This window comes from Paenibacillus sp. FSL H3-0329, assembly GCF_037963285.1.
Classification (GTDB): Bacteria; Bacillota; Bacilli; order Paenibacillales; family Paenibacillaceae; genus Paenibacillus_AQ; species Paenibacillus_AQ odorifer.
This window is the reverse complement of the sequence record NZ_CP150150.1, coordinates 6,046,544-6,061,831: the sequence shown is the minus strand read 5'-3', so window position 1 is coordinate 6,061,831 and position 15,288 is coordinate 6,046,544. Positions and strand designations below refer to the sequence as shown.

The window sequence follows — 15,288 nt, the reverse complement described above, 5'->3', positions numbered from 1 at the left end:
CATATAGTTATATAATGATGTTGGATTGAAGTCACATGCTTATATAGGAGTGTTGAAAAAGATGTGGATTGGCAGTAAAAGGGGGATGGCACTTTGGCTATTGTAGCTATCCTTATATTTTTAGTAACTTTAATCCTTGTAATCTGGCAGCCCCGGAATTTATCGATTGGATGGTCAGCCTGCGGTGGCGCGATCATAGCTTTGCTAGCTGGGGTAGTCAGCTTTAATGATGTTCTGGATGTAACGCAGATCGTATGGAATGCTACTTTAGCGTTTGTGGCTATTATTCTGATTTCTTTAATTCTGGATCGAATCGGATTTTTTGAATGGGCTGCTTTACATATGGCGCGGGCTGCCCGCGGGAATGGCAGACGAATGTTTGTGTATGTCATCGTTCTTGGCGCATTAGTGTCTGCATTTTTTGCGAATGATGGAGCGGCTCTGATTCTTACGCCTATTGTGCTTGCGATGGTAAGGGCGCTGCATTTTGATGAGAAAAAAGTATTTCCGTTTATTATCGCCAGCGGTTTTATTGCCGATACCACCTCACTGCCGCTCGTGGTCAGCAATCTGGTCAATATCGTATCGGCGGATTTTTTCGGGATTACGTTTATGGAGTATGCAGGCAAGATGATCATACCTACGCTGTTCTCACTTGTGGCGAGCATCGTGGTGCTCTATTTCTTTTTTCGCAAAAGTATTCCCAAGCACTTTAACGATTCACAGCTAAAAGATCCGCATGAGGCGATTAAAGACAAAAAAATGTTCCAGCTGTCATGGATTGTATTGGTTGTTCTTTTGGTAGGGTATTTTGTCAGCGAATTTTTGGGTATTCCGGTATCTGTGGTTGCGGGGATCATAGCTATTTTGTTCCTGCTTCTCGCGAGAAGAAGCCCTTACGTCAAGGTGAAAGAAGTGATTACAGGAGCGCCTTGGGCGATTGTGTTCTTTTCCATTGGAATGTATGTCGTAGTATATGGACTTCGAAATGTTGGGCTGACGGATTTACTTGCTAAGATGATTGGGTCTATTGCTGATCAGGGCTTATTTGCCGCAACGATGGGTATGGGCTTCATAGCTGCATTGATCTCATCGCTGATGAATAATCTGCCTACCGTTCTGATTGACGCGCTTGCCATTGATGCGACGCATACCACTGGAATCATTAGAGAGGCTTTAATATATGCGAATGTTATAGGTTCGGACTTAGGACCGAAGATCACTCCGATTGGCTCACTCGCCACACTGCTGTGGCTACATGTACTTTCGGCTAAAGGCGTGAAGATTTCTTGGGGAACGTATTTTAAGACAGGTATTATTTTAACCATTCCAACGTTATTTATTACGCTTTTAGGTCTTTATATGTGGTTGTTAATTAACTAATTTGAATAGGGGAAGATCAAGATGAACAAGAAAACAATTTATTTTTTATGTACAGGGAATTCCTGCAGAAGTCAGATGGCTGAAGGCTGGGCTAAGCAATATCTAGGAAAAGAATGGAGCGTGTACAGTGCAGGTATTGAAGCTCACGGTCTAAATCCAAAAGCTGTACAAGCCATGAGCGAAGTAGGCATAGATATCACGGGCCAGACCTCGGATATTATTGATGCTAATCTGCTGAACAACGCGGATCTAGTCATTACCTTATGTGGAGATGCTGCGGATAAATGTCCAATGACCCCTCCGAAGGTCAAACGGGAACACTGGGGCTTCGATGATCCGGCAAAAGCGCAAGGGACGGATGAAGAGAAGTGGGCAGTGTTCCAGCGTGTGCGTGACCAGATTGGAGATAGAATCAAACATTTTGCGGAGACTGGTGAATAAGCAAAGGGAGGAAGTAACCTATTCTTTTAACTTAGGGTATTTCACCACTGGCCATTTCACTTTCCGTAAGGCATCGGTCACTTCGGGCCCAACGTTCAAATTACTTTGAACCAATTCATGGGGAGTGAGAGCCATCCATTGGTTCAGAGAGACGTCGGCAAAACGGTCACTTTTGAACATTTCGAGGAACCACAACGATTCTTCTCCTGTATTCTGAATATAATGTCCAAATGCAAAAGGAACATACCCAACATCGCCAGCCCTGTAATTAAAGGTACGTGCCGCACCGTTTCCGGCAAACACAGTCATCCGTCCTTTTCCGGTAAGATAATATTGCCACTCATCGTTGTTGGGGTGCCAGTGGAGTTCTCTCATTCCTCCAGGTTCAATCTCTACCAGTGCAGCAGCCACGGTCTTGGAGATCGGAAAGTTGCTGGAATCAACGATTCTGACGCTCCCGCCAGGAGTCTTCAATGGAGGCTGTGCCAATAGCGAATGTTTGAAACTCTGTGGAATTTCTCCGTAAGGCGACTGCACCTTTTGGCTTTGTAATGAGCCGGGAACTTGATCCTGATAAATGTAAACCTGTTCAGTGGGGATGGAGTCAAAGGTCTCGGCAGGTATTCCAAAGTTAGCTGAAAGAACCTCTTTGGGCGTATGGGCGAACCAATCGGAAATAGACAAGGTATTCAGATCGGAGAAGCTCCCGTCGTCAAAGACTAGGAGGAATTCGCAGCCTTCTTCAAGACCTTGTATAGAGTGAGGAATACCCGGCGGAAAATACCATAGATCACCAGGTCCTACATCTGCTATAAAGTTCCGCCCATTCTGGTCCACAGCAGTAATCCGAGCGCGGCCTAACAGCATATAAGACCATTCCGCTTGCTGATGCCAGTGAAGCTCTCGTACTCCACCGGGGGTCAGGCTCATATTCACACCTGCCAGTGTAGTTGCGATAGGGAGTTCTCTGACGGTTACTTCTCTGGACCAGCCACCATGATTAAGCTGCATATGCGCATCGGAGAAAGAAAATTTCAAATTGGGAACCAGGCCCGCATCAGTCACCGGAGGAACGAACATATCCGGATTCTCAAGATCCCGCATAACATCGCGAGGGCCTTTATCTAATCCCCCTGTGCCATCGCTTCGGATGGGCTGGGGGATGTTTGTTTTTTTTGCCGAATCCTGTCCAGCAGAAGTCATAAGATGTTCTCCTTTCTTGTTCCTTAAGCGTTCAATGAAAATATATGCGGAATGCTGTCTTTTATGATGGATAGCAGAAGTGGTACAAGTTGACATGTGTAGGGTCATCATTGATTATTACTAATAGAGGCTAAGGTTCTAGATGAACTGGAGAGGGGTTTGTGATGATTCACATCAAGGAGTCCTTACAACGATTAGGGAAAATAAAAGCTTATGTAATAGGTCTTTTAGTGATTATGTTCGCCGTGGGATCTGCGGTTACACCTACATCGGTGTCAGCAGCTGTCCAGTTAGGGACACAGGTAATGCCACTGTCATACGGGGGATATTACGTGCTTTTTCCAGGTAAACTCGCCCCTTATTTCAAAGCAGGTAAATTAATGGTGCCGATTCGAGCCTTCTCCAATGCGATTGGCGCAGATTTGCTCTATGACGCTCTGAGCAAGAGTGTTACTGTTTCACTGTTGGACCGATCTGTAGGAAATATTAAAGCAGGGCAGCTAGAGGCAGATTTTAATGGGGAGACCGTAGAATCATTAGGCGTTGCTCCAGAGGTAAAGGATGGCGCTCTGTTTGTTCCGGCTTCCCCTATTTTAGAAGGGCTTAAGTCTTTTCGCTGGGAAGTGCAATTTAATAATGTGAATAAATTAACCCTTGGCATTGGAGCCAGAAAAGGGGAGGAATGGGTGAAGCCTGAGGCAGATCTTGCCCTTGCTCCTTATCCACTCGAAACGACAGCACATCCGTATCCTTTATATCCTACTATGCTAACGCAGGCTCAATCCGGGAAAGAATATAGATTAACCTTAGGCGTGCAAAATACCTCCGGATTCATCATCCCTAAAGGAAACGCGGAATTAGAGCTGGTGAGTGTGGACAGTAAAGGAAATTCTTTTTATCAAACGTTGAAAGGACCTGATTCTTCAACCTCCAAGGCGGCATTATTATCATTTTCCGTTTCCATTCCAACAGAGGCTGAATACGTCATTTTCAGGTCACGCACATTGAGAGCGCAATAAGGCATTTGCTATAGATTATTCAAACAAGCTAGACAGAGAGCGGGTAAAGAAACAGATGACAGGTAACAAAGAGCAGCAATATCGCTTCAGCGAAGCACCGATTTGGGAATTGCAACGAACATATTATGAAGAGCAGGGATTAAAGGCTTGGAATAATGATCAGGTCCCGCAGTACATCACGAGTAACCCTATGATTGCAACAGCATACGCAGAGATGATCTTTGGATTCCTGCAAGACCGGGCTGGACAAGGGCATCTCTCAGAGACCGTTACGATTCTAGAACTTGGAGCGGGAGCAGGCCGGTTAGCGTTCCATGTGCTTAAAAAGTTGTGTGAAATCGTAGACTACGCAGATATTCCTCTACCTCCTTTTCGTTATGTGATGAGCGATTTGCCTTCCAAAAATATATCCAGTTGGCAGCAGCACCCGAGCCTACTTCCTTACGTGAAGCAGGGTATTTTGGACTTCGCACGTTTTGATGCTGTGCAGGATGTAGAACTACATTTAGTACACGCTAAGCTCAACATTCGGCCGGGTGATTTACAGCAGCCATTGGTGATTGTGGCAAATTATTTTTTTGACAGCATTCCGCAAGAATTAATTTATGTGGATGAAGGAAAAATATATGAATGTGAGGTTTCGATCCAGTATTCGGCGGAAGTTGATCCGGATAACCCCTCCGATGCGCTCGGCAAAATCATCCCGCAGTACCATTATCGGCGTGCGGCTAGTTATGAAGAGGAGACTTATCCCTATCATGACGTTATAGCGCTTTATCAGCAGAAGCTGGAGGATTCACATATACTCTTTCCGGTGGTGGGGCTCACTTGTCTGGAGCGGCTTGCGCGGCTCTCTACAGAGGGAATCGTGCTGCTTACAGCGGATAAGGGAGACCATCGCTTAGAGAACTGGGAATTTGCAGAACCTCCATTGCTGATTCATCACGGAAGCTTCTCTTTGACTGCGAATTATCATGCGATAGAACATGTGCTGAAACAAAAAGGGGCGCATTCAATATTCACCAGTCATCACTATAAAAACCTGAACATCGGCTGTATTCTTATGCTTCCAACTCCGTTGAGCTATACAAATACTCGGCTGGGTTACAAGCGGTTTATAGAACGTTTTGGTCCCGATGATTTCTTTAGTATGAAGGAATGGATGGATCAGCAATTAGATACGATGGGGCTGCAGCAAATTTTGGCCTTTTGGCGTTTGGGTGGGTATGATGCTGAATGGTTTATCCATAGTGCTGAACAGATTTCGGAGCTACTGCCCAGTGCCAGTGATGAAGAAATGCTGGATTTACAGCGAGGAATACAGTTGATGTGGACTGGCTATTATCCGATGGAACAGAGTTATGACCTGTCGCTAGATGCTGGCTTACTGCTGTATGAAATGGATAAATTCGCGGAAGCATTGGTTTACTTAGAACGCTCTATGCATGCCAATACGGAAGAACCATTAGCATCAGTGCTTTATAGCATGGCAATTTGTAACTACGAGCTAGGAGCTGAAGCTGCTGCATTGGAATACGCGCGTAGAGCTTTGGCTGCAGAGCCTGACAATGAAGTAGTATTGGAGCTTCTAACGGCGCTGAGCGAGGAATAAGCACATTTACATAGGGTTATCTTTTTGGTATCCTATACAAAATAATCAAACGCGATGACGAGAAGAGTACATGAAATCATTCCTTCACAGAGAGCCCTGGATGATGAGAACAGGGTAAGGGGGATTTTATCGAAACAAGCCTCTGAGCGGCATATCGGAACCGGACTAAGGGGATGGTATGACGGGAGCTCCTGTTATAGAGCTAGAGTATAAGCACTGCGTAAGATGTTTTGCCGTACTTGATGAGATTAATATGGTGACATATTAATGAACCTGGGGTGGTACCGCGAGAATTTCGTCCCCAAGACCATAAGTCTTGGAGGTGAGGTTCTTTTTATTTTGCAGATTAAGCAGGCGGATATCACTTATAAACAGGAGGTAACACCAATGAACGAGGAACCGGAAGTATTAGCAGAGAGTTACATCGACAGATTGATTCAAGAAGAGCTGGGAGCAGGGACTTACAGTAGAGATATTTGCACGAGATTTCCACCTGAGCCTAACGGGTATCTGCATATTGGCAGTGCGTATGCTATTCACACGAACTATACGACTGCGAAAAAGTATGGCGGGAAGTTCCATTTGCGCTTTGATGACACCAATCCTTTAAAAGAGGATTTGGAGTATGTAAATGCCATCATCGAAGATATTCAATGGATGGGCTATCCACCGGACCATATTTTTTATGGATCAGATTATTCTGAGAAAATATACAATAGCGCAGTTACGTTAATCCGAAAAGGAAAGGCTTATGTCTGTGATTTATCACCTGAAGAGGTGACAGCCTATAGAGGGACGCTTACGGAGCCGGGAAAAAACAGCCCGTTCCGGGAGCGTTCTGTAGAAGAGAATTTGCGGTTATTTACGGAGATGAAAGCTGGAGATTATCCGACGGGAGCCAGAGTGTTGCGGGCTAAAATAGATATGAGCTCACCTAATATCAACTTACGTGATCCGGTGATTTACAGAATCATTCATGCGGAGCATTATAGAACGGGTAACGAATGGTGTATCTATCCGATGTATGATTTTGCCCATCCTATACAAGATGCTATCGAAGGGATTACGTATTCCTTATGCTCGATTGAATTTAAGGATCATCGGCCGCTCTATGAGTGGGTACTGAATGAGCTGGATACCCCTGAAGCTCCCAAGCAAAGAGAGTTTGGACGGGTGAACATCACCGGAGTTGTGACGAGTAAACGGTATATCAGGCAACTGGTTACAGGCCATTATGTGGACGGTTGGGATGACCCAAGACTTCCTACGCTTCGCGGTTTACGCAGAAGAGGTTTTACACCGGAGAGTATCCGGAATTTTGTGAAGGAAATTGGATTTGTCAGAAATAGCACCATTGTGGATATTGCCATGTTAGAGCATGCGCTTAGACAAGCTTTGAAGGCAAAGGTTCCAAGTGTGATGGCTGTTCTTAAGCCTTTAAAAGTGGTCATTACTAATTATCCTGAGGATCATAATGAAGGGCTGACGATTGAGAATAACAGTGAAGATAAGTCACTTGGGGAAAGAGAGGTTCCTTTTTCACGAACCCTTTATATTGAACAAGAAGATTTCATGGAGGAGCCGCCAAAAGGTTATCACAGGCTGACTATGGGGAACGAGGTAAGGCTAAAGGGTGCTTATTTCATTAAATGCAACGAAGTAATCAAGGACGAAGTTACCGGAGAAATCCTAGAGCTTCGCTGCACCTATGATCCGAGAACGAAGAGCGGAAGCGGGTTTAATGAACGGAAGGTTAAGGCAACCATTCACTGGGTATCGGCAGATCATGCTATCAAAGCTGATGTTCATCTATATGAGCGGCTGCTGAAAGATAACGACGGTCCTAAAGAAGACGGTGAGCGCTGGGACGCGTATCTTAATCCGGATTCCTTGACGATCCTGAAGGATTGTTTGCTGGAGCCATCGATGGGCAACGCAACGCCAGAAGATAAATTTCAATTGATCCGGCATGGATTTTTCTGTGTGGATACGAAGTACACCACGGCAGATAAGCTGGTGCTGAATCGGATAGTACCGCTGAAGGACACATGGAAGAAAAATTCATAAGCAGCTTAAGCTAGGCGAAGATCGGGTAATTTCTGATCATCGTCTAGCTTTTTTTGTTATTGGTCATAAGTATTATAAGCAAATGAAAATTCCATATGAAACATATTTACATTTTTCAGAAATAAGCATATACTTTAAATATAAGTTGCACAGGGGAAACTTTCGTGTATATAGACAACTTTTTCAGGGCAAGAGGAGGAATTGAAATGCTCGAACAAACTTTAGTAGAACAACCACATATAAAACAACATAAGAACTCTGTTTCAGCACAAGCCGTACTTAACGGGGAGATCAAAGGGATTAAACGATTACTTCCTTTCCTAGGCCCAGCTTTTATCGCTGCAGTTGCTTATCTGGATCCGGGTAATTTTGCCACCAATATTACGGCAGGCTCCAAATATGGATATCTTTTATTGTGGGTGATCGTAGCCTCTAATCTAATGGCTGTACTAATCCAAGCGTTATCCGCCAAGCTGGGGATTGCGACAGGCAAGAACTTGCCTGAGATCGCTCATGATCGTTTTCCGAAGAGTGTATCTATCTTCTTATGGATTCAAAGTGAACTGGTGATTATAGCTACGGATCTGGCAGAGTTTATCGGGGCGGCATTAGGATTATATCTCTTATTTGATATTCCCATGCTGCCAGCAGCACTGATTACTGCGGTGGGCTCATTTGCTATCTTAGAGCTGCAACGCCGGGGATACCGCTCCCTAGAGGCAGGGATTGCCGCGATGATCCTTATAGTCGTATTAGCCTTCGCTTTTCAAGTTATTGTAGCTAAACCGGATATGGGAGCAGTTGCCGTAGGCATGTTTACACCTAAGTTTGAAGGGGTGGACAGCATCCTTTTGGCCGCAGGAATTCTAGGTGCAACCGTGATGCCACATGCGATTTACCTGCATTCATCACTTACACAGAACCGTATCGTCGGGGTGAATGAATCGGAGAAAAAACAGATTTTCAAACTGGAATTTATAGATATTATAATTGCGATGATTATCGCAGGTGCAGTAAATATGGCTATGGTTATTGTCTCTGCGGCATTGTTTTTCAAAAATGGTCTCGTGGTTGAGGATCTGGATGTCGCGTTTCAGCAATTTGGTCACTTAGCTGGGCCAGTAACGGCGATCTCGTTTGGGCTGGGACTACTCATTGCGGGACTGTCGAGTTCCTCCGTAGGGACTATGGCTGGCGATGTGGTTATGCAAGGCTTCATCAACAAAAGAATTAACCTGTACTTGCGCCGTGCGATTACCATCATTCCCCCACTAGCGATCATTGGTTTTGGTGTGAATCCAACGAAGGCACTCGTAATAAGTCAAGTGATTTTGTCCTTTGGGATTGCGTTCGCGTTGATTCCACTGGTTGTGTTTACAAGCAACCGCCAGATTATGGGCGGGTTAGTGAACCGCAAAATGACAGCCACTCTGGGCTGGATTATCTCCGGTCTGGTTGTATCGTTGAACTTGTTCTTGGTCTATCAAATGCTCGTATAAGGAAGCAGTCAAAAGAGCCCGACCCACAAATCTCCTCAGATCATACCTGAGAGATACATGGGTCGGGCTTTTTTTTTGGAGGGTTGTTCCAGCCAGTTATTTAAAATAATCTGCTACGCCTTCGGCGATGGCTTTAGCCGCTTTTTTCTGATAGGAGGTCTTGCGGACAATGGACTCGTCTATAGGATTGGTAAGGAATCCAAGTTCGACCAAGGTAGCTGGAATCCGATTCTCCCTTAGGATGTGATAATCGCCAAAGGACAACCCGTTGCTCTTCAGACCGATGCCTTGCCCCAGCCGGGTTTCAATCGCCCGCGCGAGCTTCAAATCATCCGCTTCTGAATAAAAGAAGGTCAACGTTCCGGACACATTTTTAGGTGAAGAATTATAATGAACGCTTACAAAAGCGTCAGCACGCAGGGCTTGGCTCATCTGAACACGACGTGCTAACGTGGGCTTTTGATCGTCTCGGGTGCGAGTCATCTCTACCCGTGCTCCTTTAGCAACAAGAGCATCCCGGACATAAAGTGCAGTGTGCAGATTCAAATCCTTTTCCATGGTGTTATATGTAGTGCCGAGCATGCCCGGATCACTGCCGCCATGACCAGGATCGATGACGATCAGCTTTCCTCGTAGTCCGCCTTTGTGCTGGACGGTGCTTATGCTGCTTGTACTGCTTGGTGTGCTTCCGCTTCGGATATATTGCTCTGCCACCCAACCAGTTTCACCGCTGGCTGTGCGAATTCGAGCCCAGCCGTTCTGATGAAGAAGGAGAGTGACTGTATCCTTGGCTTTTAAAGAACCGAGCACCTTATATTGTGTTCCTGGGCCACTTCGGATGCGTAGAGAATCAGCCGTGACTGTAGCCTTTGAAGTTCTACTAAAAGCATTGGCTGATGTTGACGAGGCAGTATTGGTTTTAGTAGCAATAGACGTTCCAGAAGCGCTGGATTGCAGGGAGTTGCTGTTCACCTTTTTTAGGTAATAACCCGCTACCCAGCCAGAGGTGCTCCCCGCCTTAACCTTTAACCATCCGTGCTGCTCATCAGTCACAGTAACCCGAGCCCCATTCTTAATTGATCCTACAACAGTTGCATTCTTAGCCGGTTCATCGCGTACATTTAAAGAACTCGCATATACCTGTGCGGTATAACTTCCTGCTGCTGTCTTTGCTTCAGCAGACTGTGGCGCTGCTATACCCAAAAGGCAAGCTGTGAGCAGGGTGACACCTATCATTTTGTTCATAGTATCCTCGCTTTTTGAGAGTAGTCGTAATTCCTTACCCAATTTACGAGGTTTAGAATAATATTTTTTGAGAATAAGGCCTCTTTTCTGGTGGTCTAAAGACTTGTATAATTATTACATATCGGGAAAGAGGATGAAGGAGCATTGCCGTGACTAAACCAAAGCTATTCATTGGATCTTCCAGGGAGTCTATACGTTATGCAAGAGCGATTCATGAGCAGCTGAAGAGGGATGCTGAAGTGCATCCTTGGTATGCCAACGCTTTTCGTGCGAATGAATACACCATGGAGGCGTTGGAGAGAAATTTGGATGAGAGCGATTTTGCCGTATTTGTGTTCTCGCCAGATGATGTCGCCAAAATCCGTGGTAAATATTATTATGTGACCCGCGATAATACGGGGTTTGAAATGGGTTTGTTTTGGGCTAGATTGCGGCGCAGCCGTGTTTTTTGTCTAGTACCTGATCAGGTAACTGCGCGTGATGATCTGATCCCTGGAGAAAATGTAGAAGAATATCATCTGCTATCTGATTTAGCAGGAATTACATCGTTAGAGTATGAAGTGCATCACGATAATCCTACGGCTGCTGTGGATGTGAGCTGTGGTAAGATTATTGATAGTATTCAAGAGCGTGGAAGATTCCGTGACCCGCTTAAAGATTTAGAGCAGCTAAAGATGGATTTAAGGCGCAAGGAAAGTATCCTTCATTTTTTTTGGCAATATAATAGTAATGTGACCATCTCCGAGAATGGAGAGAAGTATCACGCACTTAGTGAGGCGATACGCAATTCCTTTTTACCTCCGAAGCATTGTCGTGTAATCGGTGCAGCTATCTGGCAGGCACAAGCGAAGGAACAACTAGTTCAGGTGGGGGGGAATGTCGGACGCGGTCACTCCTATCCCTTGTCTGTAACGAAAGGGAATGAGAAGCAGCCTAGTGTGGTAGATGCATTTTTATCGAGTAAATGGACTTTTTTTCAACGCACGGAAGTTGCAGAGGTATATATCCTATGCTATCCTCTAGGTAAGAAGTATGTTCTTTCCGTTCATTTCTCAGGAAGTGATGGATTATCTGCAGATGATCTTAAGGCGGTAGTTGGGAATAATCAGGATTTATTCCGTACCATCAATCATTTAGTAGGAGAGGATTCAGCATGAAGAGAATAAAAGGTATTAACAGCTTATCTGATGCTGTTCTCCGATCTGCGAGTGGTGGGAGCAGGAGTGCAGGCGGCGATGACAAAAGCACCAAAAGAAAAGCAGGCTCGAGTCATTCTGCTCAGCAGCCAGCTTCAGCTCAGATTTATACTGCACCTTCTTTGGACGGCGGAGACGACGAGTATAAGAAGCTTATCAGCGGAAAAGTAGATAATAATAAACCATCCTTTGCGTGATTTTTTTATAAAAAGGGGGCCTCAGCCATTGGCTTGAGGGCCCCTTTTTGGTATTCCATTCTAACGGTTGTTCTTCTTGGCGATCTCACGCCGTACGACAGGTGCAACCTCTGTTGCCAAAAGCTCAATGGCTTTGGCTACCTTAGCGTAAGGAAGGCCGCCGATATCGAGCTGAGTCATAAAGCGGCTATGACCGAACAGCTCATGCTGATAGAGAATTTTTTCGATAATTTGCTGCGGGCTGCCCACAGCCATCGTGTTATCAGCAGATACATATTGCCCAAAGTCATCACGAGACACCTTGTACTCTTGACCCGGTTTTGGACGGATAGAGTTACGGTAACTATAGTAGTAAGGGTAATATTCGTCCAACGCCTGCTGTGAGGTTTCAGCAATGTAGCCGTGGCTAGTGATCGCAATCTTTAGATCCTCCGGTGCATGTCCTGCTTGAATTCCGGAACGCCGATAGGTTGCGGCAAGCTCTTGAAAAGGCTCTGGACTGCCGCTTAGGATGGCGATAGCCATTCCGGTCCCGAGCATCCCGGCCTTCTCCGCGCTTTCTGGAGAACCGCCTACACCAATCCAGAGTGGAAGATTCTCCTGTAATGGACGTGGAGCAATCTCCGAATCCTTCAGCGATGAACGGAAGGAGCCCTCCCAGTTCATAACTTCATGTTTGTTAAGCTCCAAGAGTAAATTGATATTCTCGGAGAATAGACGGTGATAATCTTCAAGCTCATACCCGAAGAGCGGAAAAGACTCCACAAACGCACCACGCCCCGCAATAATCTCTGCACGTCCATTCGACAGCAAATCAAGTGTGGCGAAATCCTCGAACACCCGCACAGGATCAATGGTGCTTAATACGGTTGTTGCGCTCGTTAGTTTAATTCTGTTAGTAACCTGAGAAATGGCAGCCAGTACGACTGGCACCGAAGAAATTACAAAATCAAGACGATGATGCTCACCTACACCAAATACATCAAGTCCCGCCTCATCTGCCAGCTTAGCTGCAGCCACGACTTCGTCGAGACGTTGTTTTGGACTGATCTTGTTCCCTGTATGACAATCCGCAACGATGTCTCCTAAGGTATAGATACCAAATTCAAAATCGGATGCTGGTGCTGCGGTTGTTTCGTTACTCATGCTCACAAACCCCTTGTTATTCATATATTTGCTAAAGCCTGTCCGTGTATGGAGGAATGTGATTATTATAACACAATGACTTACAAAATGTAAGTTTGTGAGTAAATGTTTTGATTTCTTCTGTTGTTTTTGACAAAATGGAATAATAATCCATAAGGGTTATATCCTGCTCGTCTGATGTTATTATATTTGATTTTAAGAATCTATCCAAATGAGGCAGTTACTTATATGAGGAGGAGTTTGGTGCCTGGGACATGGCATGTATGTAGCCCAGACCGATAGGAAATTGGTTGCTATTGATCTAAACGGTATGATAATTGTGCAGATTAAAGGGACGTTAACTGCTTTCAAGGAGCCTCAGGCTCTAAAAATGAAATAATCGAATCTACAACGGCTCTCCGATAAACATCCGGCAGAGTCGTTTTTTAGTGGAATGATTCCACAATCCCCGTGCGAAAAATACAAATCTATTTTATGATAATAAGGTTATATGATGAGTAGACTGTAAGTTAACGAAATTACATAGAAGGACCGAGGGATATTATGGAACAGCAAGCGGTTTGGGCGATAGGCATTTTTCTGCTGATTTATGGACTTATTATTTCCGAAAAGATTCACCGTACCATTCTGGCGATGTTAGGAGCTATCGTCATGATAGCGATGGGCATTGTGGATCAGGAGACGGCACTGCAGCACATCGATTTTAATACTATAGGACTGCTTGTAGGGATGATGATGATTGTAGGGATTACCGCAGAGACGGGGCTCTTTAAATACGCAGCTGTGAAATCAGCTAAGTTGGCGAAGGGGAAGCCGAAAAGAATACTGATTGCTTTGTTTGTGATTACCGCAGTGGCTTCAGCCTTTTTGGATAATGTGACGACAGTGCTGCTTATGGTGCCAGTCACCTTCAGTATTACAAGACAACTGCGCATACATCCGCTGCCTTTTTTAATGTCACAAATTATCGCATCTAATGTAGGCGGAACGGCAACCTTGATCGGAGACCCGCCTAATATCATGATTGGCAGTGCTGTTAAGGAGCTGACCTTCATGGCTTTTATTAGCAATCTGACACCTGTGATTATCATCATTGTTTTGGCGTATATCCCGCTGCTGTTATTGATGTTCGGTAAACAAATTAAAACTACACCTGAATTGCAGCAGAGCATCATGGATATGGATGAGAAGGTTATGATTACGGATCATAAGCTGCTGCGAAAATGTCTGATCGTATTGGCAATTACGATTGCCGGGTTCTTTTTACATCAGGCGTTACATTTGGAGTCCGCTACAGTTGCACTGGCCGGTGCATTTTTACTGCTGCTGCTGACCGGAGGGGAACATATGCTGGAAAAAGCTTTTCACAGCGTGGAGTGGATTACGATCTTCTTTTTTATCGGACTGTTCGTGTTGGTGTCAGGGCTTGTAGAGACAGGTGTGATTGCAGAGCTGGCAGCAAAAGCGATTGAAATAACGAATGGTGATGTGCTGATGAGCTCAATGATGATTTTATGGGTCAGCGCCATTACCTCAGCATTTCTGGATAACATTCCTTTTGTAGCAACTATGATCCCTCTGATTCAGGAGATGGGCAATATGGGGATCAGCAATTTGGAGCCGTTATGGTGGAGTTTGGCCTTAGGGGCTTGTCTGGGTGGCAATGGCACATTGATTGGTGCGAGTGCTAATTTGATCGTAGCGGGTTTGGCAGGTAAAGAGGGGTACCCGATTACGTTCATGAAGTATTTGAAGGTCGGTTTTCCTTTGATGCTGTTGTCCATTGTGATCTCCAGCGTGTATTTATATTTAAGATATCTGATGTAAGCAGCGTTATTAAGAGCCGGGGGAGCGATATGCTTGAAGTGATATTTTGAAACGGCAGGTAGAAGTTGTGGAGGAAGTAGAAGGAGTAGTGGAAGTAGAGGAAGTAGAGGAAGAAGTGGAAGAAGTGGAAGAAGATGCAGGAGTATAAGTAACAAGTGGAGGCAAAATGCAGATGTTGAAGCGGTGAACATATGTTGAAGTGACGGTGGGAGCATATAAGTGTATTTTGTACAGTTATAACTCATCGAATAAATTGTCCCCAAAAAATAGCTGTATTCAGTACACTTATTTTCATGATTTCCTCAGCTAAAGGTGATTTTTCTGGATTTTAATTGTATAGAATACAGTTATATTCAGGACACCCCCTTTTTTATACGAAATAAGTGTACAGAATGCAACTAAATCAAAGATTTGATCTAGATTCGGCGATATAAAATATACGGGGGGATCCGG

General features: G+C 44.9%; 12 protein-coding genes and 1 other annotated feature. Of the genes, 9 read left to right on the top strand and 3 right to left on the bottom strand.

Going from position 1 to position 15,288, the window contains the following annotated elements; genetic code table 11:
• The first annotated feature begins 93 nt into the window (after positions 1–93).
• Positions 94–1,383: an arsenic transporter gene (locus NSQ66_RS26740; protein ID WP_036680316.1), complete on the top strand. Its 1,290-nt coding sequence runs from the start codon at positions 94–96 to the stop codon at positions 1,381–1,383.
• Between the two features lie 21 nt (positions 1,384–1,404).
• Positions 1,405–1,824 (top strand): arsenate reductase (thioredoxin), encoded by a 420-nt coding sequence (arsC, locus tag NSQ66_RS26735; RefSeq protein WP_036680313.1) that lies wholly within the window; start codon positions 1,405–1,407, stop codon positions 1,822–1,824.
• 18 nt (positions 1,825–1,842) lie between these two features.
• Here arsC and NSQ66_RS26730 read toward each other — a convergent pair whose 3' ends face one another.
• On the bottom strand, positions 1,843–3,027 hold the full coding sequence (locus NSQ66_RS26730; RefSeq protein ID WP_036680311.1) for an oxalate decarboxylase family bicupin: 1,185 nt from the start codon (positions 3,025–3,027) through the stop codon (positions 1,843–1,845).
• Positions 3,028–3,191: 164 nt separating this feature from the next.
• On the opposite strand from NSQ66_RS26730, the gene NSQ66_RS26725 reads away from it, so the two are divergent.
• From NSQ66_RS26725 to NSQ66_RS26710, 4 genes are all read left to right on the top strand, one after another.
• Positions 3,192–4,046 (top strand): copper amine oxidase N-terminal domain-containing protein, encoded by an 855-nt coding sequence (locus tag NSQ66_RS26725; RefSeq protein ID WP_036680310.1) that lies wholly within the window; start codon positions 3,192–3,194, stop codon positions 4,044–4,046.
• 55 nt (positions 4,047–4,101) lie between these two features.
• On the top strand, positions 4,102–5,658 hold the full coding sequence (locus NSQ66_RS26720) for an SAM-dependent methyltransferase (RefSeq protein ID WP_076142218.1): 1,557 nt from the start codon (positions 4,102–4,104) through the stop codon (positions 5,656–5,658).
• Positions 5,659–5,703: 45 nt separating this feature from the next.
• Positions 5,704–5,964: a binding site (T-box leader), on the top strand.
• Positions 5,965–6,045: 81 nt separating this feature from the next.
• The gene (locus NSQ66_RS26715; RefSeq protein ID WP_076142222.1) at positions 6,046–7,725 is read left to right on the top strand and encodes a glutamine--tRNA ligase/YqeY domain fusion protein; all 1,680 of its coding nucleotides are present in this window, start codon (positions 6,046–6,048) and stop codon (positions 7,723–7,725) included.
• A 206-nt stretch (positions 7,726–7,931) separates the two neighbouring features.
• A complete protein-coding gene (locus NSQ66_RS26710) occupies positions 7,932–9,224 on the top strand; it encodes an Nramp family divalent metal transporter (protein WP_051491117.1) in 1,293 nt (430 codons plus the stop codon).
• A gap of 96 nt (positions 9,225–9,320) precedes the next feature.
• Here the strand turns inward: NSQ66_RS26710 and NSQ66_RS26705 are convergent, their stop codons facing one another.
• Positions 9,321–10,469 carry an N-acetylmuramoyl-L-alanine amidase gene (locus NSQ66_RS26705; protein ID WP_036680306.1) on the bottom strand — a complete coding sequence of 383 codons (1,149 nt, stop codon included), beginning with the start codon at positions 10,467–10,469 and terminating at the stop codon, positions 9,321–9,323.
• A 149-nt stretch (positions 10,470–10,618) separates the two neighbouring features.
• On the opposite strand from NSQ66_RS26705, the gene NSQ66_RS26700 reads away from it, so the two are divergent.
• Complete coding sequence (locus tag NSQ66_RS26700; protein ID WP_170914300.1) at positions 10,619–11,626, top strand: TIR domain-containing protein; 1,008 nt, start codon at positions 10,619–10,621, stop codon at positions 11,624–11,626.
• Positions 11,623–11,862, top strand: a complete 240-nt coding sequence (locus NSQ66_RS26695; RefSeq protein WP_036680302.1) for a hypothetical protein — start codon at positions 11,623–11,625, stop codon at positions 11,860–11,862. The genes NSQ66_RS26700 and NSQ66_RS26695 overlap by 4 nt, the downstream gene beginning before the upstream one ends.
• Before the next feature lie 60 nt (positions 11,863–11,922).
• Here the strand turns inward: NSQ66_RS26695 and NSQ66_RS26690 are convergent, their stop codons facing one another.
• Positions 11,923–13,008, bottom strand: a complete 1,086-nt coding sequence (locus NSQ66_RS26690; RefSeq protein ID WP_036680301.1) for an LLM class flavin-dependent oxidoreductase — start codon at positions 13,006–13,008, stop codon at positions 11,923–11,925.
• Between the two features lie 543 nt (positions 13,009–13,551).
• Between NSQ66_RS26690 and NSQ66_RS26685 the strand changes: the two genes are divergently transcribed.
• Positions 13,552–14,835, top strand: a complete 1,284-nt coding sequence (locus NSQ66_RS26685; protein ID WP_036680299.1) for an ArsB/NhaD family transporter — start codon at positions 13,552–13,554, stop codon at positions 14,833–14,835.
• The last annotated feature ends 453 nt before the right edge of the window (positions 14,836–15,288 follow it).